The organism is Parahaliea mediterranea, assembly GCF_003402235.1.
Lineage (GTDB): Bacteria > Pseudomonadota > Gammaproteobacteria > Pseudomonadales > Halieaceae > Parahaliea > Parahaliea mediterranea.
Window position 1 is genome coordinate 418,501 of sequence record NZ_QEWO01000001.1, and the last position, 20,012, is coordinate 438,512.

The window sequence follows — 20,012 nt, forward strand, 5'->3', positions numbered from 1 at the left end:
ATACCTTTGTTGGTGCGGGTCGGGTCGGGTTTTCGGGCGCGCGTATTATCCTCACCCCTCCCCCCCGGGGCAAGGCGCCCGGGCATATTTACACCCGCTTTGAACCGCTCGGCCACCCGCACGCCCAAAGCCTCAAGCGGGTGGAGGGCCTTCCACCTTGCCCGTACAATACGCCCCCGGCCCGCCAGCGGCCGCCGATTTCATCAGCCAGAGCCCGATTCGCCCATGTTCCAGACCCTGCTCGCCACCACGCCCTGGCCCGCCAAAGCGGGCAGCCGCACTGCCCTGGGGCCCCTGCACGGCAGCGCCCAGACCCGCTGCGTGGCAGAACTGGCAAGCCCGGACCGCCTGCTGCTGGTGATTACCGCCGACACCAGCGCCGCCATTACCCTGGAGCGGGAGCTGCCCTTCTTCCTGGCGCCCGGCATCGAACTGCTGGCCTTCCCCGACTGGGAGACCCTGCCCTACGACAGCTTCTCGCCCCACCAGGACATCATCTCCGAACGCCTGTCCACCCTGCACCGACTGCCCTCGGTGCGCGGCGGGGTGCTGGTGGTGCCCATGCCGACCCTGATGCACCGCATCGCCCCCACCGAGTACATTGCCGGCAGCAGCCTGGTGCTGGCGCCGGGCGACACGGTGGATATCGACACCTTCCGCCGCAACCTGGAGCGCAACGGCTATCGCAACGTGGACACCGTCTACGAACACGGGGAATTCGCCCTGCGCGGCGCGCTGCTGGACATCTTCCCCATGGGCTCCGATACGCCCTTTCGCATCGATTTGCTGGATGACGAGGTGGACACCCTGCGCACCTTCGACCCGGAGAGCCAGCGCACGGTGGAAAAGGTGGACGGCATCAACCTGCTGCCGGCGCGGGAATACCCCCTGAACCCGGGGGCCATCAGCCGCTTCCAGATGAACTGGTACGAGGCCTTCGAGGTGGATCACGACGCCTGCCCGGTGTACAGCGAGGTCAGCGCCGGGCGCTCCCCCGGCGGCTGCGAGTACTTCCTGCCACTGTTTTTTGAGCGCTGCGGCACCCTGCTGGACTACCTGCCCGAGGACACCCCGGTGATCGCCATCGGCGATCACCACGGCGCGGCCCAGCGCTTCTGGGGCGAGGCCAACCACCGCTTCGAGGAATACGGCATAGACCCGCGGCGCCCCCTGCTGCCCCCGGCGCGCTGCTTTACCCCGGTGGAGGAGCTGTACCAGTTGCTGGGCCGGCGCGCCGTGCTGGAACTGCGCCTGAACCCCGACGCCCCCACCCACGTCCAGGCCCCCAGCCTGCCGCCGCCAGAACTGCCCGCCAGCGACAACCGCGAGGCGCCCATGGCGCGGCTGGCGCGCTTCATCAGCAGCCACCAGGGGCCGGTGCTGCTGTGCGCCGAATCCGCCGGCCGCCGGGAAATGCTGCTGGACAGCCTGAAGCAGGAAAAACTGACCCCGGTGACGGTGGACGACTGGGCCGATTTTGAAGCCAGCGGCGAGCCCTTTGCCATTGCCACCGCGCCCCTGGACCGGGGCATGTACTTCGGCCCCGGCGCGCCGACCCTGGTGTGCGAAAGCCAGCTGTTCGGGGCCCGGGTGGCCCAGCGCCGGCGCCGGCGCAAGGCGGAGGAATCCAGCAACGCCAACATCTTCCGCGACATCTCCGAACTGCGCGAAGGGGTGCCGGTGGTGCACCTGGAGCACGGGGTGGGCCGCTACATCGGCCTGCAGACCCTGGACGTGGACGGCCAGGCCAATGAATTTCTGACCCTGGACTACGCCCAGGGCGCGCGCCTGTATGTGCCGGTGTCTTCCCTGCACCTGATCAGCCGCTACGCCGGCGCCGACCCGGAACTGGCGCCCCTGCACAAGCTGGGCTCGGACCAGTGGGACAAGGCCCGGCGCAAGGCCAGCGAGCGCGCCTCGGACGTGGCCGCCCAGCTGCTGGAGGTCTACGCCCGGCGCGAGGCCCGCCAAGGCCACCAGTTCGACATTCCGCAGCCAGACTACGACCTGTTCGCCGCCACCTTCCCCTTCGAGGAAACCGCCGACCAGGCCGCCGCCATCGAGGCGGTGCTGCAGGACATGGCCAGCCCCCGGGTGATGGACCGCCTGGTGTGCGGCGACGTCGGCTTCGGCAAGACCGAGGTGGCCATGCGCGCCGCCTTTGTGGCCGCGGCCAACCGCAAGCAGGTGGCGGTGCTGGTGCCCACCACCCTCCTCGCCCAGCAGCACCACAGCTCCTTCGCCGACCGTTTTGCCGACTGGCCCTTTAACGTGGAGGTGGTATCGCGCTTCAAGACCGGCAAGGAGCTCAACGCCGTCAGCCAGCGGGTGGCCAGCGGCGAGGTGGACATCCTGGTGGGTACCCACAAGCTGCTGGGGCAGGATTTTGCCTTCGAAGACCTGGGGCTGCTGATCATCGACGAAGAACACCGCTTCGGGGTCAAGCAGAAGGAGGCCATCAAAGCCCTGCGCGCCGAGGTGGACATTCTCACCCTGACCGCAACGCCCATCCCGCGCACCCTCAACATGGCCCTGGGCGGCATGCGCGACCTGTCCATCATTGCCACCCCGCCGGCCCGGCGCCTGTCCATCAAGACGTTTATCCGCGAGCACAACATTGCCCTGATCAAAGAGGCCGTGCTGCGCGAAACCCTGCGTGGCGGACAGGTGTACTACCTGCACAACGAAGTGAAAACCATCGAGCAGACCGCCAGCAAGCTGCGCGAACTGCTACCGGACTTGTCCATTGCCGTGGCCCATGGCCAGATGCGCGAGCACGAGTTGGAACAGGTGATGTCGGACTTCTACCACCAGCGCCACCACATCCTGCTGTGCACCACCATTATTGAAACCGGCATCGACATCCCCAACGCCAACACCATTATCATCGAGCGCGCCGACAAGTTCGGCCTGGCCCAGCTGCACCAGCTGCGCGGCCGGGTGGGCCGCTCGCACCACCAGGCCTATGCCTACCTGCTGTGCCCGCCGCGCTCGGCCATCACCCCGGACGCCGAAAAACGGCTGGAGGCCATCGAAGCCGCCGGCGACCTTGGCGCCGGTTACCTGCTGGCCACTCACGACCTGGAGATCCGCGGCGCCGGGGAACTGCTGGGGGACGAGCAGAGCGGGCAGATCCACAGCGTGGGCTTCAGCCTGTACATGCAGATGCTTGAGCGTGCGGTGGCGGCCCTGCGCCGGGGCGAGATTCCCAACGTGGATGCGCCGCTGGACGCCGGCACCGAGGTCAACCTGCACACTGCCGCACTGATTCCCGAGGATTACCTGCCCGACATCAACACCCGCCTGGTGCTGTATAAGCGCATCGCCGCCGCCGACAGCGAAGACGCCCTGCGCGATATTCAGGTGGAGATGATTGACCGCTTCGGCCTGCTGCCGCCCCAGGTGAACAACCTGGTGCAGGTATCGCGCCTGCGCATCACCGCCCAGCAACTGGGCATTCGCGCCATTGAGGTGGGTGCGCAGGGTGGTACTATCGAATTCACCGACAACACCCGGGTCAACCCTCTCTCTCTGGTGAAGCTGGTACAGTCGGACCCGGCCGGTTACCAATTGGCCGGCGCCACCCGCCTGCGCTTCAAGAGCGAACTGGACGAGCCGGAACAGCGCCGTCAGTTTGCCGAGCAACTGCTGGAAACCTTCGCCAAAGACGCCACGGATAACGCCGCCTGATGAAACCTTTTTTGACTGCCTTCACTCCCCTGCTTGGCCTGATATACGCAGGCATTGCCTGGGCCCAACCGCCGGCCGGCATGGACGATGACAGCGACCAGCGCTGGTACCGTGTGGAATTGCTGATCTTCAGCCAGGGCGGCAGCGCCGCCGCCAGCCAGGAGCAGTGGGACCCACAGCCGCCTTTGGCCTATCCCGAGCGGTACCGTTTTCTGGTGTATCCGGAGCGGGTGGCGCAGCGCATTGCCAGCCACCCGGACGGTGAAAGCCGCATGGAGGCGAATGGCCAGCAGGTCATTGCCTTTGCCGCGCCGGACGCGGGCGAGCAAGCGCAGCAAGGGAAAACGCCCGGGGCCACCGACATCCCGCGCCGCGGCGAAGGCGAAGGCGAGGCAGCAGGCGGCCCCGCATCCGGTGGCGCTGCGCCTGGCGCAGAACCGCTCGCCCCTGCTCCCACCGCCGAAGCGCCGGCCAAACCGCAGCTGCCCACGCCCTGGGTGGTGCGGCCGGCGAGCGAACTGGAATTTCGCGGCAAGGCCGCCTACATGGAAAAACGCGGCAGCTACCGGGTGCTGTTCCACCAGACCTGGCTGCAGCCGGTGCAGGGGGAAAGCCAGGCGCGGGACATTATCATCGATGACTCCGGCAGCCAGCAGCGCTATCCGGAATTACAGGGCAGCATCAAACTGTTCGTTTCGCGCTACCTGCACATCAGCACCAACCTCTGGCTGAATACCGACGGCCGCTACCTGGCCGGCGACTGGCGCATGCCGGCACCGCCACTGGCGCCCGCGTCGCTGGCCATTGAAAAACCGGTGGACCCCGCCGCCTTCGCCCCTTACGCGGCCAATGCCCCGGCAGGCTTGCCAGCAACAGCGCCAGCAAACGCGCAGACAGAGACGTCATCAACCACTGCACCCGACGACCCGGCAGCGGTTCTGGCCAGCGACACACCCGATGCGGCCGAACCAGCCTACCCCTACCGCCACGCTGTGCTGCTGCAGCAGCGGCGCCGGATGCGCAGCACCGAAGTACACTACATCGACCATCCCATGCTGGGCGTTGTGGTCAAGCTCAGCCCGCTGTCGGACGAACAGCTGGAGCAGTTTGGGGCTGAGGAAGCGGCCGTCCAGGCCAAAGCAATCGATGGCCAAGCGAACAATGTCCAGGCAGACACAAGCCAGCCGAACATTGTGCCGGCGCCTTGGCGGGCTAAGCGGCCCGCCTAATCGGGCGTAGAAAACTGCGCCGCCACCAGGGCCAGCAACAGGCGCCCCACTACGGCGGCTTCCCGCTGCAGTATCTGGTGCATGGCGTCCTGTGACAGGGGCAAATCGCCAAGCCCCGCCGCCGGATTCACCACCATGCACACCGCCGCATAGGCCAGGCCCAGCTCCCGCGCCAGGGCCGCTTCCGGCATGCCGGTCATGCCCACCAGGTCACAGCCGTCCCGGGCCAGCTTGCGCACTTCCGCAGCGGTTTCCAGGCGTGGCCCCTGCAGTACGCCGTGTACCCCCGCCCGCTCGCAGTCGATGCGCGCGCTGTCGGCGGCGGCCAGCAGGGCCAGGCGCAAATCGCGGCTGTAGGGCTCGGTGAAGTCAATGTGCAGAAGGCGGCCGTCGCGCCCCTCGTCAAAGGTGTGTTCCCGGCCCCAGGTGTAGTCAATCAGCTGGTCTGGGATCACCAGTCGCCCGGGACACATGCCCTCGCCAATGCCGCCCACCGCGTTGATGCCCACAATCTCGCTGACGCCGAGGGCCTGCAGGGCCCAGATGTTGGCGCGGTAGTTGATGCGGTGAGGTGGAATGGTGGCCGCGCCGCCGTGGCGATGGACAAAACACACCCGCGCATCCCCCAAGCGCCCTTCCTGTATCGGGCCGGAGGGCGGCCCATAGGGGGTGCTGACATCCTGCTGGGTGTACACCACCAGGTCCTGCAACTGCGCAATGCCGGTACCACCGATGATGCCAAGGCAGCTCATGCGCGGGTCGCCTCCGTGCCCGCTGCGTCGGTGCTGGCGCCATTGCCCTTGCCTTCACTTGCACCAGCGGCAATGTCCGCCTCCACCTGCGCAAGGTGCAGCGTGCGGGTCGGAAAGGCCACGTCGGCGCCGTGGTCGTGGATGATCTCAAGCACCTTCAGCAGTATCTCCTGCTTGATGCGGTGGTACTCCACCCACACGGTGGTTTTGGTGAAGGTGTAGATGAAGAAATCCAGCGACGACGGCCCAAAGCTGACGAAGTTCACAATCAGCGTGCGCCCGGTGTCGATAGCCTCGTGGGACTCCAGCATCGCGCGCACGGCCGCCACCACATCGCCCATCACGGCGCTGTCTTCGTAACGCAGGCCAATGGTTTCGTAGATACGCCGGTTGAGCATGCGGGACGGGTTCTCCACCGCAATCTGGCTGAAAACGGCGTTGGGCACGTACAGCGGGCGCTGGTCGAAGGTGCGAATGCGGGTCAGGCGCCAGCTGATATCTTCCACCGTGCCCTCAATCTCCCGGTCTGGCGAGCGAATCCAGTCGCCCGGGGCGAAAGGACGATCGAGGAAAATGGTCATGGCGCCAAAGAAGTTGGCCAGCAGGTCCTTGGCGGCGAAGCCCACCGCGATACCGCCAATGCCGCCGAAGGCAAGCAGGCCGGACACCGACACACCGATGCTCTGCAACACCATCAGCGCGGCCAGCACCCACAGGGTGATGCGCAGCAGTTTGGCAATGGCATGCACCGTGGCCTTGTCGGTGGAAGTCCGCTGCCCGCGCTCGTCACGCAACAGTTCAATCTCGCTGTAGTGCACCAGCCGGTGCAGAAACCACGCCAGCAGCAGGATCAGGGCGGTGTCGTAGGCCTCGAACACGGCACTACGCCAGCCCTCGCCCACCGCGTTCAACACCAGCAGCAGGCAGATCGCCACCACCCACAGCACCAGGCGCAGGGGCACCTCCAGGGCGCTGATAACCACATCGTCCCAGCGGTTGTTGCTGTGTTCGGCCACCCGGTGCAGGCGGCGCACAACCATGCCCAGCAAGGCGTGCAGCAGTAGCGCCACCAGCAGCATGCCGCCACTGGCCACCAAGGGGCCATATCCCAGCCATTGGGCCTGCGCCGCGGCCAGCCATTCGTTCAGTGCTTCCATTGCTTGGTCCCGATCCGTCGCAGGTAGTGGATTCTCGCGTTGTTAGACAAAGTTCTTATGTGATCAGTGATTTCTGAGGGCTTCACGCTATATAAATTCTGTGGGCGGATGAAGTGGTTTTTGCAAAGCAGGCGCAAGCAGTTGATCTTCCGCACATTCCTGATACGCCATTCACTGTGCTATTTGCCACCGTCTTTTTAGACGATATTCACATAATGGACACGCTCTGAGCAGGTGGTATGTTGGATCGCCCGAACATCAGGAACGGTCGTGAGTGTACTGCAATGAAAATGCTGAGTCCCGCAGTCGGAGGCTGGTACAAGGACCTGGAAACCCACGAGTTGTTCGAAGTGGTTGCCTGGGATCCCGCAACGCTGACCATCGAGGCGCAATTCCTCGATGGCGAAGTCACCGAATACGATATCGATGCCTGGCGCCAGCTCAAGCTGAGCCAGGCCGAAGCACCTGAAGACTGGCGCACCCCCTTCGAGCTCGACGACGAGGACGGGCTCGACCCGGACAGTCCCCTGCACCCCGAAGACTGGAACAACCCGGTCAGCATGATCGAGCCGGACACCATGTACGGGGTGGAGGACTACTGAGCCGTCACCACCCGGCGCACACCGGGTTTACGCGCCCTCCCCGGCTGCCAGTTCCGGCTGAGCCTGCAGGATGGCCTGGCGGTACTCGGCGGGCATGGGGCAGGAGCGGCGGGTTTGCTTGTCCACAAACACCTGGGTGATGCTGCCGGCCGCCAGCGCCTCGCCGGTGGCGGCATTGGCCAGGTGAAAGCCCAGCTCCGCACTGCTGCGCCCCAGGCGCCGGTAGCCCACGCTCACCTTCACCCGGTCACCCGCCACGCATTCACCGATAAAGTCGCACTGGATGTTCACCGTAAAGAAGAAACAGGGCGCCTGCTGAGGGTTCATTGCCGACAGGCCGAGGGAGGTCATGAAGTGCCCCGCCACCTCGTCGGCGTAAATCATGTAGTTGGCGAAGTACAGGTGCCCCTGGGCATCGGTATCGCTGTAACGCACCGCCAGGGTATCGCTGAATGCGCCCGGTACCGCCAGCGCCGCGCCCGCCTCAGCCACGGTGGTAGCGCTGGGGCACAAAGGGGGTGCGGCTGACGGTCATCGGCAGGCGCTTGCCGCGCACTTCGGCGTACACCGTGGTGTCCACCGCGGCGTGGGTGCTCTCCACATAGGCCAGCGCCACCGGCAGCTCGGCGCTGGGGCCAAAGGTGCCGGAGGTAACACGGCCAATCCCCTTGCCGTCGGCATCGAACAGTTCGGTGCCCTCGCGCACCGGCGCCCTGCCCTCGCCCACCAGGCCAACCCGCTTGCGGGCCACGGCTTTGGTGGCTATCTGCTCGAGGATGACGTCGGCCCCCGGAAAGCCGCCGGGGCGCTCGCCGTCGGCGCGGCGGGCCTTGCTGATGGCCCACAGCAGGCTGGCCTCCACCGGGGTAGTGGTGGTGTCGATGTCGTGGCCATAAAGGCACAGGCCCGCCTCCAGGCGCAGCGAATCCCGCGCCCCCAGGCCAATCGGTGCCACCGCCTCGTGGGCCAGAAGCTCCCGCACCAGCGCCTCGGCCCCCTCGGCAGGGATGGAAATCTCGAAGCCGTCTTCACCGGTGTAGCCGGAGCGGCTGATAAAACAGGCCTGGCCGGCAATGGTCATGCGGCGGGCATCCATGAACACCATGTCCTGGGTGTCCGGCGCCAGCTGCGCCATCACCGCGCCGGCCGCCGGCCCCTGCAGGGCGATCAGGGCGCGCTCATCAAGGCGCTCAAGGCGCACGTCGCCCGGCAGGTTGGCCTCCAGGTGGGCGATGTCCTGGGCTTTGCAGGCAGCGTTCACCACCAGATAAAGGCAGTCGCCGAAGTTGGTCACCATCAGGTCGTCCCGCAGGCCGCCGGCGTCGTTGGTGAACAGGGCGTAGCGCTGCTTGCCCACCGGCAGGTCGACGATATCCACCGGCACCAGCGCCTCCAGGGCGGCGGCCGCACCCGCGCCGTGCAGCAGCAGCTGCCCCATGTGGGACACATCGAACAAGCCCGCCTGCTCGCGGGTGTGCAGGTGCTCCTTCTTGACCCCCATCGGGTACTGGACCGGCATCGCATAGCCGGCAAAGGGCACCATCTTGCCCCCCAGTTCCCCGTGCAGGTTGAACAGCGGGGTGTGCAGCAGGTCGGCGGCTGATTCGGTCATGGCGGTCTCCGGAGGTGGGAATAATGGGCGCATACAGGCGCCGGCAGAAACTAGCCGAAGCGCTGCCCCAATGCAAATATCCGCGCCTCTGCGGTGGCATTGGGCGCCTTTGGATACCGAAAAGGCGAGCCGAACGCTCGTCTACCGACCATCAGTTGCCCGCAACGGGGTGTTCACTTTGCAGGCATTGCCTGTATATACTCACAGTCCTGTACATTTAAACAGGTGAGCCAGACGGTTCGCCAACCCGGCAAGCGGACAGCGCAGGAACCTCCCATGGAACAACTGACCCGGCGGCAGCAACAGGTACTGGATATTATCCGCAGCCATATCGGCGATACCGGCTATCCCCCCACCCGGGCGGACATTGCCCGCGAACTGGGCTTCAAGTCCGCCAACGCCGCCGAGGAGCACCTCAAGGCCCTGGCCCGCAAGGGGGCGATTGAGATCATTCCCGGCGCCTCTCGCGGCATCCGCCTGCCGGAGCGGGAGCGCCCCGGCATTCCCATTGTTGGCCGCGTGGCCGCCGGCAGCCCCATCCTGGCCCAGGAACATATCGAGGACTACTGCGAGCTGCCCCAGAGTTTTTTCCGCCCACAGGCGGATTACTTCCTGACTGTGCAGGGCGACAGCATGATCGATGTGGGTATTTTCGACGGCGACCTGCTGGCCGTGCACAGCACGCCGGTGGCAGAGAACGGGGATATTATCGTGGCCCGGGTGGACGACGAGGTCACCGTCAAGCGGCTGCGCAAAACCAGCAGTAAATACCTGCTGGAGCTGCTGCCGGAGAACCCGGACTTTGAACCGATCGCGGTCGACCTGCGGGAGCAGGCCTTTGCCATAGAAGGTTTGAGCGTAGGGGTATTGCGCCGCAATCACTGAATTGCGGCGGTGAGCACAGCCCCCTAGTGGAGTACGCGGGGGGCGATTTCCTGGTCGGTATCGGCCTCGTCGGCCTCTTCCACGGTGGAAAGATTGGAGGCCGCCTCGATACCGGCCTGAATCATGGCCCGGGCCACCTCCAGGGTGTTATCCATCAGATAGACGCGGGACTCATCGGAAAACCGGATGCGCACCAGCGGGTCGGACTCACCTTCTGCGCGGCGCAGGACAATTTCCCCGTCGCCCAGATCGACAATTTCCAGAACGGATGTCGGCACTCTTTACCTCATTCAGGTTGAACAGCGCCTTCATTCTATCAGCGCCGCCAACCCACATGCCACCCGACTCAGTATTCGTCCAGGGCATCGCCCATGCGGGCAAAGCGCGCCTCCAGTTGTCCGGCCCACTGGCCGAAGTGCTCCGGCCCCGCCGGCGCGTCCGCGCCGCTGGCCAGGTTGCCGAAGCTGCGCCGCGCACCGCCGCCCGGCGTCGCCACCTGCCACGCCAGCAACTCGGCCAGCCAGCCTGACTTTTCGAGCTGTTCAAACTCGCGCAGTTCCCCGGATATCGCCCGCCCCTCGGGCGGCGATGGCAAATCCGCCACGCGGCCCGGTAGCGTCGCAGGCAGCTCCGGCGGGTTGCTCACCGCCAGCAGAAACCAGCCATAGGCCCGCAGCAGGTGCGCTTGACAGGCGGGGCCAAAGGCCGCCGCCAGTGTCGAGGCCGGCACCTCGGCCGCTGCCACATCCCGCTGCCAGGCCGCCAGCACCAGCCGGGCCAGGTAGAGATGGTGGTTGGCCAGGCCCCGGGGCGAACTCATCGCTTGCCGCGGCCCTTGCCGGCTTTGGCGGTTTTTGCCGCCTTGGCTGACTTGCCGGCCTCCACCTGCCATTTGCCGCCGTCGTGGAACGCCTTCCAGCCCGTGGCCTTGCCGTCGACTTCGGTCATTACGTACTGCTCTTTGGTTTTGCGGCTGTAGCGCACCTGGCTGCGGTTACCCTCGTCATCGGCCACAGGTGCATCAAACAAAAAGCTGTATTTGGGGTCGATCTCATCCCGGTGCGGCAGCAGCTCGTCCACAAAGGGGGCGCGGGTTTCACGGTTGCGCGGAAACTGGCTGGCAGCCAGGAACAAACCGGCAGCGCCGTCGCGCAGCACATAGTGGTCGTCCACTTTTTCGCAGGCCAGCTCGGGCATGGGCACCGGATCCATCTTGGGCGGCGCCGGCTCGCCGCTGCGCAGCAGCTTGCGAGTGTTCTTGCAGCTCTCGCCGGTGCAGCCGAAATATTTGCCGAAGCGTCCGGTCTTCAACTGCATCTCGGCGCCGCACTTGTCGCATTCCAGGGTTGGGCCGTCGTAGCCCTTGATTTTGAACTTGCCCTGCTCCACTTCAAAGCCGGAACAGTCCGGGTTGTTGCCACACACGTGCAGCTTGCGCTGTTCGTCAATCAGGTAGCTGTCCATCGCGGCGTTACAGAGGGTGCAGCGGTGCTTGCTGCGCAGCAGGCGCGATTCCGCCTCGTCATCGGCATCCTCGCGAATGGCTTCGTCCCCGGGCACCAGGTTGACGGTCTGTTTGCAGCGCTCCTTGGGCGGCAGGGCATAGCCTGAACAGCCCAAAAATACCCCGGTACTGGCGGTGCGAATCTGCATCGGGCGGCCGCATTCCTTGCAGGGAATGTCGGTCATGGTGGGCTCGTTGGGCTGCATGCCCGCCGGCTGGGGCTCCTCGGCCTTTTCCAGCAGGTCGCTGAATTCGCCATAGAAGCGATCCAGCAACTCGCGCCAGTCCAGGGCGCCCTGGGCCACTTCGTCCAGGCGCTCCTCCATGGTGGAGGTGAAGCCATAGTCCAGCAGGTCGGTAAAACTCTTCTGCAGGCGCTCGGTGACAATCTCGCCCATTTTTTCCGCGTAGAAACGCTTGTTCTCCAGGCGCACGTAGCCGCGATCCTGGATGGTGGAAATGATCGAGGCGTAGGTAGAGGGACGGCCGATGCCGCGTTTTTCCAATTCCCGCACCAGGCTGGCTTCGCCAAAGCGCGGGGTGGGCTTGGTAAAGTGCTGGGCCGGATCCAGCCCACGCAAATCGAGGGTATCGCCAGACTTCATGTCGGGCAGCACCACGTCCTCGCCCTTGCGCCCGGCCGGTGGCTGCACGCGGGTGAAACCGTCGAACACGATGATGCGACCCTTGGCCTGGAGCTCATAGTCGCCCGCGGTCACCGTTACGGTGCTGGACAGATACTCCGCCGCGGGCATCTGGCAGGCCACAAACTGCCGCCAGATCAGTTCGTAAAGACGCTCGGCGTCGCGCTCCATGCCCTGCAGGGCGGTCTGGCGCAGGTTGACATCGGAGGGGCGAATGGCCTCGTGGGCCTCCTGGGCACCCTCCTTTGACGAGTAGCGGTTGGCCTGCTCGGGCAGGTATTTGGCCGGGAAGTTGGCGCCAATGTAGTCACGACAGGCGGCCACCGCCTCGTCGCTTAAGTTGGTGGAGTCGGTACGCATGTAGGTGATATAGCCGGCCTCGTAGAGGCGCTGGGCCAGCATCATGGTCTTCTTCACGCTGAAGCCAAGGCGCGTACTGGCGGCCTGCTGCAGGGTGGAGGTGATATAGGGCGCCGGCGGTTTGGAGCGGGTCGGCTTGTCTTCCCGCTGGCTGACGCTGTAACGCTGCTGCTCCAGTTCGGCAACGGCGGCGCGGGTGTCGGCCTCGTTGTCGGGGCGGAACTTCTCCCCGCGGTGGCGGTTAACCTGAAAGCGTACGGGCTCGGTGCTGCCGGGCTGCAGGCTGGCGTGAACCTCCCAGTATTCCTCGGGCACAAAGGCGCGGATTTCCTTTTCGCGCTCCACAATCAGGCGCACCGCCACCGACTGCACCCGCCCTGCAGACAGGCCGCGGGCCACTTTGGCCCACAGCAGTGGCGACACCATATAGCCCACCACCCGATCCAGGAAGCGGCGCGCCTGCTGGGCATTAACCCGGTTATAGTCCAGCTGGGCCGGATCCTCGAAGGCCTCGGCAATGGCCTTTTTGGTGATTTCGTTGAACACCACCCGCTGGTAGCGGTTGTCGTCACCGCCAATGGCTTCGCGCAGATGCCAGGCAATGGCCTCCCCCTCGCGATCCAAGTCGGTGGCGAGGTAGATGGCGTCGGAACTTGCCGCGAGCTTTTTCAGCTCGGCCACCACCTTTTCCTTGCCGGGCAGAATTTCGTACTCCGCCTTCCAACCGTGCTCCGGGTCGATACCCATGCGCCGAATCAGCTGCTCCCGGGACTTCTGCTTTTTATAGGCGGCTTTTTCCTCGGGGGCCATTTTGCGGGTGCGGGCGGCCTGGGCGGCCCGCTCCTTTGGGTCCACCTTGCCGCCGCTGCCGGCGGTCGGCAGGTCGCGAATGTGTCCAACACTGGATTTAACGATGAAATCAGGACCCAGGTACTTATTGATGGTCTTGGCCTTGGCCGGTGATTCCACGATGACAAGTGATTTGCCCATATGCTCCTGTATACCCGCTGAAGGGGCTGCGTTCGTTCTGTCCCGAGGGAAAAAGGGGCATATATAAGTGCCAGCCTCGCCCGGGTCAAGGGCGAAGCTGTCATCAGAGCGCCAGTTGCGCTCCCCAATCACCCAGCAAACGGCGTATTTCAGCTACTGTAGACAGGTCGCCCGCCTCCCGCCAGTAAATGCCGCAGGAGCCCTCGTCCACGCTTGCCGCCAGCACCGATTCCGGCATCTCCAGCAGCGCCTGGGGTACGGCCCTGCGCGCCTGCAGGGAATGCCCCGGCCCATCCGCCAGGGCCCGCCACTCGCCCGTTTCTTCGCGCAGCCAGGCCCCGCGCCGGCGCTGGCGCCCGCGGGACGGGCGCAGGCGCAGGCCGTAGTAAAGGCTGTCTGCGCGCACGCCAGCGGCCCCCGGCGCAGCGCTGCGCGGCAGGTCACGAAATTCCACGAACAGGCCCTGCACCGCGGCGGCCTCGCGCAGGCGGGCCTGACGGCGCTGCTGCTTGCTCGGCACAAAGTGCGACAGCGGCGCCAGGGCTATGGCAATCACAAAAGCGATAATCAGGTAGGTCAAGCGGGGCTCCGGCTTGCATCTGGCGAACGGGCCGCCATAGTATGCTATATACCACTTGCCGAGCAGCCTACCCGAGGAGAATGGCGATGGCCCAGTACAGCAAAATCCTGATTGCGGTCGACCTCAGCGAGGATTCCGCCGAAGTTGCCACCAAGGCCCGAGCAATCGCCGGCGATGACAGCAGCGGCCTGCACCTGATCCATGTGATTGAGCCCCTGAGCTTCGCCTACGGCGGCGACATTCCCATGGACTTTTCCGGCATCCAGGACGAAATCCACCAGCAGGCCACACAACAGCTGGCCACCTTTGGCACCGCCCACGGCATTCCCGCCGAACGCCAGCACATTGTGCTGGGGCGCCCGGAGGTGGAAATCCACAGCGCCGCACAGGAGATTAACGCCGACCTGATTGTGGTGGGCAGCCACGGCCGCTACGGCCTCGCCCTGTTGATGGGCTCCACCGCCAACGGGGTTTTGCACGGCGCCACCTGCGACGTGCTGGCGGTACGCGTGGGCGATACCGACTAGGTGGGCTGGCCGGTCAGCGCCAGCACTTCGGCCTCCACAAAAGGCCAGCGCGCCTCGCCATCGGCGCCGCGCAGCACCGGAATCAACAGCGCGTAACGCTCGAACAGGACATCGTCGTCGGCGATGTCCACCACCCGGTAGCGAAACGGGCAGCCGGCCTGCTGCAGGGTGTGGAGAATGGCCTCGGCCTGCTCGCACAGGTGGCAGCCCACGGTGCCAAGCAACTCCAACTCCCTCAGATCATTGTGCAAAGTCTTTCCTCCCGTCGGCGGGGGCGCCGGCGACTGCCACCCCTGTACAGAATCATGTAGAATCCCCCGTTCCGCAAATACGCATAATCCCCGGGGGTATCGACGTGGCGTTATTCTCCCAGCCCACAGCGCGCGCACTGGCCATCCTGGATTTGTTGATGGCGAATCCGCACCAGGCCTTTGGCCTGACCGAGATGACTCGTCGACTCAACCTGAACAAGGCCACCTGTCATGCCATCCTGACGACGATGGCCAACTACGGCTTTCTTATACAGCATCCCAAAACCAAGGCCTATCGCCTCGGCCCGTCCATCATTGCCGCCGGTAACGCGGCCTTCGCCCAGTTCCCGGTTCTCGAATACGCGCGCCCCGAACTGGAGGGCCTGCAGAACGACCTCAAAGTCGGCTTTGCGGTCACCGCGCGCTCCAAGCTGCACCAGGTGCTGCTGGCCCTGTACGGCCATGCCACACCGCTGATTGATTCCTTTCAGCTTGGCCTGCGCCTGCCGAACACCGCGCCCATTGCCGCCTGTTTTACCGCTTTTTCACCGGCCAAAGCGCTGGAAGCCTGGCTCACCCGGGCCCATGAATCCCGCGGCGGTTACAACGAACGCCTCGACCAGAAGCTGCGGGTGTCGGTGATCGCCATTCGCGCCCGGGGCTTTGAGGTTACCCTGAAAACCAAGGCCGAGGCCGAGCTGACCGCGGAGCTATCGCGCATCCACCAGAGTTGGAGCCTCACCGAACTCGAAGACGCCGCCAACAAGTACCAGCACGACGTGTGCGACGAACACTATCACCTCGACCGCATCGACCCCAAGGCGCGCTACGAGGTCAGCACCATCGCGGTGCCGGTGTGCGTGTACCGCGACGTGCCTGTCATGTGCTTTGTGGCCGGCTCCATCGACAAGCCCATCACCGGCGCGCAGATCGAAGACATTGCCGCGCGCATGAAGGAATCCGCCGACCGGGTTACCGCCCTGGCCATGGGCAAAACCAGCGTCTGACCACCCGTTATGAATGACAGCCCGGCCTACCGCGAACGCAAGGCCTTCTTCGACCGCCTGTTGACCGTGTACGGCCGCAAGCCTGTGCTGGAAGTGCTGCAGAACACTGCCTTGCAATGCCACGCCCTGCACCTGGCTGACAGCAACCGCGACCAGGGCATTGTGCGCGACATCCGCGCGCTGGCCGAGCGCCGGGGGGTTGAGGTTCGCCTGCATGACCGCCAGGCCCTGTCGCGGATTTCCCGCAACGGCCGCCAGGACCAGGGCGTGGCGATTGACGTGCTGTGCCCCGCTTTCCAGCGAGCGGAACACGCCGTACCCGACCTGCCGGCCAATGCTCGCCTGCTGGCGCTGGATGGCATCAGCAACCCGCAGAACCTGGGCATGATTATCCGCTCGGCGGCGGCCGGTGACGTGGATGGCATCCTCTATGCCCGCCGTGGCAATGCCGCCCTCGGCCCGCTGGTGATCAAGGCCAGCGCGGGCACCCTGTACCGGGCGCCGCTGCTGTTGTGTGATGCATTGCCAGACATGCTCCGCCAGTGCAGATCGGCCGGCATGGAGGTTTGCACCCTGAGCGCCACCGCCACCGAATCACTCTTTGACTTCAGGCCGCAGGGGGGCTGCGTCTATGTTCTAGGCAATGAAACCGACGGCGTCTCAAGCGCCGCGCAGGACACCGCCAGCCGCGGCCTTTCCATCCCCATGCGCAACGGTGTGGAGTCGCTGAACGTGGCGGTGACCGCCAGCCTGATTGCCTACGCGGGTCGCATACAGGGTTAGCAGCGCAGGCCCGGATAGACAAACTTGCAGGGCCGCTGCACACAAATGCCACGCCACCTCCTCAGTACCACTTGTCGATATCCATCGCCAGACCGAAGCAGGTGTACTTCAGCCTGGCGATCAGGTTATTGGTGCCAAGTGGGGCCAGGTCAGCGCTCGTAGGGATTCACATCGATAATGATTTTGCCGCGGGCGCGACCAGACTCTGAATAGGCCAGCGCCTCACGGACTTCGGACAGGGGGTAATGCCGATCGATTACCGGCGACAATTCCCCGCGCTCCATCAGCTGTGCCAGGTGGGCGAGGTCCGGCCCGTTCAGGCCGGAGACGAAAGGCTTCAGTTGTTCGTCGACCAGTTGAGAAATCAGCACGGCGCTAGCAAGGTTGAGCAGCGGCCCTACCCAGTTGCCCTTACCGGCCCCGACCATCACCAGGGTACCGCCGCTCGCCAGTGCCCGACGATTGGCCAGGGGTGAATGATTGCCTACCGCATCGATGATGACATCCCAGCGCTCTCCGCTGCGGGTATAGTCGCTCTGCGTGTAGTCGATGACCTCATCCGCCCCGAGACCGCGCACCATAGCAAGATTACGGGTACTGCACACACCAGTGACTTTGGCGCCCATGTTACGTGCCAACTGGACGGCAAAGGTGCCGACACCACCGGAGGCGCCGTTGACCAGTACCCGGTCGCCAGCGGACACCCCGCCGACATCACGCAGGGCCTGCAATGCGGTGACTGCAGCGATGGGCAGGGCCGCTGCCTCGGCGTAGCCAATGTTGTCGGGCATGGCGGCCACTGAGCCATCGGCACGCAATTTCACATAATCGCTAAAGGCACCGCTCTTGCCGCCGTAAACGGCATCGCCCGGCTGGAAACGCGTGACCCCGCTACCTACCTCAACCACGGTGCCGGCAAAGTCTACGCCGACGCCCTGTAGCGTATTGCGGCCAATGCCTGAGATCAGGCGCATAAAGTAAGGCTCGCCCCGCAGATAATGCCAGTCCAGCGGGTTCACACTCGCCGCGCGCACCTGAACGAGTATCTCGCCGGGGCCGACATCCGGGATGGGCAGGGTCGTGTTTTCCACCACCTCCGGCGAGCCGTAACAGCGCTGAATTGCGCTGCGCATGACGCGATCGCCGTTGTAAGCCGCCGGCTCCGAGGGACAGGCAACGTTGTAGGACAGGGTAAAGGCCAAAACCACCAGGCCGACGCCGAGCAGCGCCAACAGGCTGAGGAAAACAGTGCGGAGGAGTTTCATGCGGGGCTCCCGGAGCCGATTCTACGTGGCTCCTAGCTTAAACACCCGAAACGGTAAAGGACAGGCGCCCTATCCCGCGACAGGGGCGCCTTACCGCGACAGGTAACCCATGCCGTCTTCCAGGCCCTTGAGGGTCAGCGGGTACATGTGGCCTTCCAGCAGCTGGTTGGCGATGGCAGTGGACTGGGTCCACTCCCACTCCTCCTCGGGCACCGGGTTGATCCAGATCACCTTCTCGTAGGTTTCCCGCAGGCGTCGCATCCACACTTCGCCGGACTCCTCGTTCCAGTGCTCCACAGACCCGCCGGGCTGGACGATTTCGTAGGGCGACATGGCGGCATCGCCGACAAAGATCACCTTGTAGTCGTGGCTGTACTTGTGCATGACATCCAGCAAAGGCGTGCGCTCGTTGTGCCGGCGGATGTTGTTGCGCCACACGCTTTCGTAGATGAAGTTATGGAAGTAGAAGTACTCCATGTGCTTGAACTCGGTGCGCGCCGCCGAGAACAGTTCTTCGCAGACCTTCACGTGGGGGTCCATGGAGCCACCCACATCGAAGAAGATCAGCACCTTCACCGCGTTGTGCCGCTCCGGCACCATTTTGATATCCAGCAGGCCGGCATTGCGGGCGGTGGAGCGGATGGTGTCATCCAGGTCCAGCTCGTCGGCGGCCCCGGTGCGGGCAAACTTGCGCAAGCGGCGCAGGGCCACCTTGATGTTGCGGGTGCCCAGTTCAACGCTGTCATCGAGGTTCTTGAAGTCGCGCTTGTCCCAGACCTTGACCGCCTTGCGATTGCCGCCATTGGGGCCAACGCGGATGCCCTCGGGGTGATAACCCTGCTGGCCGAAGGGCGAGGTGCCACCGGTGCCGATCCACTTGTTGCCGCCTTCGTGGCGCTCCTTCTGCTCTTCAAGCCGCTTCTTGAATTCTTCGATGAGCTTTTCCAGCCCGCCGAGGGATTCGATCTTGGCCTTTTCTTCCTCGGAGAGCTGCTTCATGAACTCGTTGCGCAGCCAGTCGTCGGGAATCAGCGCCTCGATAATGTCATCGAGCTGTTCCAGTTCACGAAAATGCAGGCCGAAGGCGCGATCAAAGCGGTCGAAGTATTTCTCGTCCTTCACCATGCAGGTGCGACTGAAATAGTAGAACTCGTCGATGCTGCCGAAGGCCACGTGCTGCTTCAGGCCTTCCAGCAGATCGAGCAGTTCCCGGGTGGTGACCGGTACGCCGGCGTCCTTCAGGCCGTGGAAGAAGTTAATCAACATCGGCGGCGCCTAGCGGGTTTCCCGCCGGTGCATAAAGGCCAGGCGCTCCAGCAGGTGCACGTCCTGCTCGTTTTTCAGCAGCGCGCCGTAGAGCGGCGGAATGGCCTTGCTCTGGTCGCGCTCCTTGAGCAGTTCATCGGGGATGTCATCGGCCATCAGCAGCTTCAGCCAATCGATCAGCTCCGAGGTGGAGGGCTTTTTCTTCAGGCCCGGAATGGCGCGCAGGTCGAAGAACACTTCCAGCGCGTCCTGCACCAGTTCCTGGGTGATGCCCGGGTAGTGCACGTCCACAATCTGGCGCATGGTGTCGCGGTCGGGGAAGTTGATGAAGTGGAAGAAACAGCGGCGCAGGAAGGCGTCCGGCAGTTCCTTCTCGTTGTTGGAGGTAATGATGATGATCGGACGCTGTTTGGCTTTGATGGTCTCGCCGGTCTCATAGACGAAGAACTCCATCCGGTCCAGTTCCACCAGCAGGTCGTTGGGAAACTCGATATCGGCCTTGTCGATCTCGTCGATCAGCAGCACCACCTGCTCGTCGGCGTCGAAGGCCTCCCACAGCTTGCCCTTTTTGATGTAGTTGGCAATGTCGTGGACTTTTTCGTCGCCGAGTTGGGAGTCCCGCAGGCGGGACACCGCATCGTACTCGTACAGCCCCTGCTGGGCCTTGGTGGTGGATTTGATGTGCCACTGGATCAGGCGCTTGCCCAGCCCCTGGGCCACCTCTTCCGCCAGCATGGTCTTGCCGGTGCCCGGCTCTCCCTTGATCAGCAGCGGGCGCTGCAGGGTTACCGCGGCGTTTACCGCCATGCGTAAATCATCGGTCGCTACGTAGCGATCTGTCCCTTCGAATTTCATACTCTCGCGTCACCTGAATCGGACAAAGCCTGCAAGGTTAGCGAGCGGGGCCA

General features: G+C 64.5%; 19 protein-coding genes. 7 read left to right on the plus strand and 12 right to left on the minus strand.

Features of this window, described 5'->3' with window-relative positions; all coding sequences use genetic code 11:
* Positions 1 to 225 precede the first annotated feature (225 nt).
* The gene (mfd, locus tag DDZ17_RS01745) at positions 226 to 3,690 is read left to right on the plus strand and encodes a transcription-repair coupling factor (RefSeq protein WP_116364232.1); all 3,465 of its coding nucleotides are present in this window, start codon (positions 226 to 228) and stop codon (positions 3,688 to 3,690) included.
* Positions 3,690 to 4,919, plus strand: a complete 1,230-nt coding sequence (locus DDZ17_RS01750; protein WP_116364233.1) for a CsiV family protein — start codon at positions 3,690 to 3,692, stop codon at positions 4,917 to 4,919. Before mfd ends, DDZ17_RS01750 begins: the two co-directional genes overlap by 1 nt.
* Here DDZ17_RS01750 and DDZ17_RS01755 read toward each other — a convergent pair.
* Positions 4,916 to 5,671: an S-methyl-5'-thioinosine phosphorylase gene (locus DDZ17_RS01755; protein WP_116364234.1), complete on the minus strand. Its 756-nt coding sequence runs from the start codon at positions 5,669 to 5,671 to the stop codon at positions 4,916 to 4,918. The two genes, DDZ17_RS01750 and DDZ17_RS01755, sit on opposite strands and share 4 nt — an antisense overlap.
* Positions 5,668 to 6,828 (minus strand): mechanosensitive ion channel family protein, encoded by a 1,161-nt coding sequence (locus DDZ17_RS01760; protein WP_116364235.1) that lies wholly within the window; start codon positions 6,826 to 6,828, stop codon positions 5,668 to 5,670. The genes DDZ17_RS01755 and DDZ17_RS01760 overlap by 4 nt, the downstream gene beginning before the upstream one ends.
* Before the next feature lie 284 nt (positions 6,829 to 7,112).
* On the opposite strand from DDZ17_RS01760, the gene DDZ17_RS01765 reads away from it, so the two are divergent.
* Positions 7,113 to 7,430: a DUF6763 family protein gene (locus DDZ17_RS01765; RefSeq protein WP_116364236.1), complete on the plus strand. Its 318-nt coding sequence runs from the start codon at positions 7,113 to 7,115 to the stop codon at positions 7,428 to 7,430.
* A gap of 27 nt (positions 7,431 to 7,457) precedes the next feature.
* On the opposite strand, the gene DDZ17_RS01770 is transcribed toward DDZ17_RS01765, so the two are convergent.
* Both DDZ17_RS01770 and gcvT read right to left on the minus strand, forming a co-directional pair.
* A complete protein-coding gene (locus tag DDZ17_RS01770) occupies positions 7,458 to 7,922 on the minus strand; it encodes an acyl-CoA thioesterase (RefSeq protein ID WP_241505752.1) in 465 nt (154 codons plus the stop codon).
* Positions 7,915 to 9,042, minus strand: coding sequence for a glycine cleavage system aminomethyltransferase GcvT (gene gcvT / locus DDZ17_RS01775; RefSeq protein ID WP_116364237.1), 1,128 nt, complete (start codon positions 9,040 to 9,042; stop codon positions 7,915 to 7,917). Before gcvT ends, DDZ17_RS01770 begins: the two co-directional genes overlap by 8 nt.
* A gap of 276 nt (positions 9,043 to 9,318) precedes the next feature.
* Here gcvT and lexA point away from each other — a divergent pair, with 276 nt between their 5' ends.
* Positions 9,319 to 9,927: a transcriptional repressor LexA gene (gene lexA / locus DDZ17_RS01780; protein ID WP_116364238.1), complete on the plus strand. Its 609-nt coding sequence runs from the start codon at positions 9,319 to 9,321 to the stop codon at positions 9,925 to 9,927.
* Between the two features lie 23 nt (positions 9,928 to 9,950).
* Here the strand turns inward: lexA and DDZ17_RS01785 are convergent, their stop codons facing one another.
* The 4 genes from DDZ17_RS01785 to DDZ17_RS01800 form a co-directional block, all read right to left on the minus strand.
* On the minus strand, positions 9,951 to 10,205 hold the full coding sequence (locus tag DDZ17_RS01785; RefSeq protein ID WP_116364239.1) for a hypothetical protein: 255 nt from the start codon (positions 10,203 to 10,205) through the stop codon (positions 9,951 to 9,953).
* Positions 10,206 to 10,273: 68 nt separating this feature from the next.
* A complete protein-coding gene (locus tag DDZ17_RS01790; RefSeq protein WP_116364240.1) occupies positions 10,274 to 10,747 on the minus strand; it encodes a DUF6586 family protein in 474 nt (157 codons plus the stop codon).
* A complete protein-coding gene (gene topA / locus DDZ17_RS01795; RefSeq protein ID WP_116364241.1) occupies positions 10,744 to 13,425 on the minus strand; it encodes a type I DNA topoisomerase in 2,682 nt (893 codons plus the stop codon). The genes DDZ17_RS01790 and topA overlap by 4 nt, the downstream gene beginning before the upstream one ends.
* Before the next feature lie 103 nt (positions 13,426 to 13,528).
* Positions 13,529 to 14,005: a hypothetical protein gene (locus tag DDZ17_RS01800; RefSeq protein ID WP_116364242.1), complete on the minus strand. Its 477-nt coding sequence runs from the start codon at positions 14,003 to 14,005 to the stop codon at positions 13,529 to 13,531.
* An 86-nt stretch (positions 14,006 to 14,091) separates the two neighbouring features.
* Between DDZ17_RS01800 and DDZ17_RS01805 the strand changes: the two genes are divergently transcribed.
* Complete coding sequence (locus DDZ17_RS01805; RefSeq protein WP_116364243.1) at positions 14,092 to 14,532, plus strand: universal stress protein; 441 nt, start codon at positions 14,092 to 14,094, stop codon at positions 14,530 to 14,532.
* On the opposite strand, the gene DDZ17_RS01810 is transcribed toward DDZ17_RS01805, so the two are convergent.
* Entirely contained in the window at positions 14,529 to 14,783 is a 255-nt protein-coding gene (locus tag DDZ17_RS01810; RefSeq protein ID WP_206613407.1) for a glutaredoxin family protein, read from the minus strand. The two genes, DDZ17_RS01805 and DDZ17_RS01810, sit on opposite strands and share 4 nt — an antisense overlap.
* Before the next feature lie 104 nt (positions 14,784 to 14,887).
* Here DDZ17_RS01810 and DDZ17_RS01815 point away from each other — a divergent pair, with 104 nt between their 5' ends.
* Together DDZ17_RS01815 and DDZ17_RS01820 are read left to right on the plus strand one after the other, a co-directional pair.
* Complete coding sequence (locus tag DDZ17_RS01815) at positions 14,888 to 15,790, plus strand: IclR family transcriptional regulator (RefSeq protein ID WP_116364244.1); 903 nt, start codon at positions 14,888 to 14,890, stop codon at positions 15,788 to 15,790.
* A 9-nt stretch (positions 15,791 to 15,799) separates the two neighbouring features.
* Positions 15,800 to 16,573: a TrmH family RNA methyltransferase gene (locus DDZ17_RS01820; protein WP_116364245.1), complete on the plus strand. Its 774-nt coding sequence runs from the start codon at positions 15,800 to 15,802 to the stop codon at positions 16,571 to 16,573.
* A gap of 149 nt (positions 16,574 to 16,722) precedes the next feature.
* Here the strand turns inward: DDZ17_RS01820 and DDZ17_RS01825 are convergent, their stop codons facing one another.
* The 3 genes from DDZ17_RS01825 to DDZ17_RS01835 all read right to left on the minus strand — a co-directional run bounded on the left by DDZ17_RS01825 (position 16,723) and on the right by DDZ17_RS01835 (position 19,959).
* Positions 16,723 to 17,838 (minus strand): NAD(P)-dependent alcohol dehydrogenase, encoded by a 1,116-nt coding sequence (locus tag DDZ17_RS01825; protein WP_206613408.1) that lies wholly within the window; start codon positions 17,836 to 17,838, stop codon positions 16,723 to 16,725.
* Between the two features lie 90 nt (positions 17,839 to 17,928).
* Positions 17,929 to 19,104 (minus strand): vWA domain-containing protein, encoded by a 1,176-nt coding sequence (locus DDZ17_RS01830; RefSeq protein ID WP_116364246.1) that lies wholly within the window; start codon positions 19,102 to 19,104, stop codon positions 17,929 to 17,931.
* Between the two features lie 9 nt (positions 19,105 to 19,113).
* Positions 19,114 to 19,959: an AAA family ATPase gene (locus DDZ17_RS01835; RefSeq protein WP_116364247.1), complete on the minus strand. Its 846-nt coding sequence runs from the start codon at positions 19,957 to 19,959 to the stop codon at positions 19,114 to 19,116.
* Positions 19,960 to 20,012 lie beyond the last annotated feature (53 nt).

What these genes read in the sequence shown, in the direction of transcription:
- mfd (WP_116364232.1), top strand. Translation starts at nt 226, where the DNA reads ATGTTCCAGACCCTGCTCGCCACCACGCCCTGGCCCGCCAAAGCGGGC.
- DDZ17_RS01750 (WP_116364233.1), top strand. Translation starts at nt 3,690, where the DNA reads ATGAAACCTTTTTTGACTGCCTTCACTCCCCTGCTTGGCCTGATATAC.
- DDZ17_RS01755 (WP_116364234.1), bottom strand. Translation starts at nt 5,671, where the DNA reads ATGAGCTGCCTTGGCATCATCGGTGGTACCGGCATTGCGCAGTTGCAG.
- DDZ17_RS01760 (WP_116364235.1), bottom strand. Translation starts at nt 6,828, where the DNA reads ATGGAAGCACTGAACGAATGGCTGGCCGCGGCGCAGGCCCAATGGCTG.
- DDZ17_RS01765 (WP_116364236.1), top strand. Translation starts at nt 7,113, where the DNA reads ATGAAAATGCTGAGTCCCGCAGTCGGAGGCTGGTACAAGGACCTGGAA.
- gcvT (WP_116364237.1), bottom strand. Translation starts at nt 9,042, where the DNA reads ATGACCGAATCAGCCGCCGACCTGCTGCACACCCCGCTGTTCAACCTG.
- lexA (WP_116364238.1), top strand. Translation starts at nt 9,319, where the DNA reads ATGGAACAACTGACCCGGCGGCAGCAACAGGTACTGGATATTATCCGC.
- DDZ17_RS01790 (WP_116364240.1), bottom strand. Translation starts at nt 10,747, where the DNA reads ATGAGTTCGCCCCGGGGCCTGGCCAACCACCATCTCTACCTGGCCCGG.
- topA (WP_116364241.1), bottom strand. Translation starts at nt 13,425, where the DNA reads ATGGGCAAATCACTTGTCATCGTGGAATCACCGGCCAAGGCCAAGACC.
- DDZ17_RS01805 (WP_116364243.1), top strand. Translation starts at nt 14,092, where the DNA reads ATGGCCCAGTACAGCAAAATCCTGATTGCGGTCGACCTCAGCGAGGAT.
- DDZ17_RS01820 (WP_116364245.1), top strand. Translation starts at nt 15,800, where the DNA reads ATGAATGACAGCCCGGCCTACCGCGAACGCAAGGCCTTCTTCGACCGC.
- DDZ17_RS01825 (WP_206613408.1), bottom strand. Translation starts at nt 17,838, where the DNA reads ATGAAACTCCTCCGCACTGTTTTCCTCAGCCTGTTGGCGCTGCTCGGC.
- DDZ17_RS01830 (WP_116364246.1), bottom strand. Translation starts at nt 19,104, where the DNA reads ATGTTGATTAACTTCTTCCACGGCCTGAAGGACGCCGGCGTACCGGTC.
- DDZ17_RS01835 (WP_116364247.1), bottom strand. Translation starts at nt 19,959, where the DNA reads ATGAAATTCGAAGGGACAGATCGCTACGTAGCGACCGATGATTTACGC.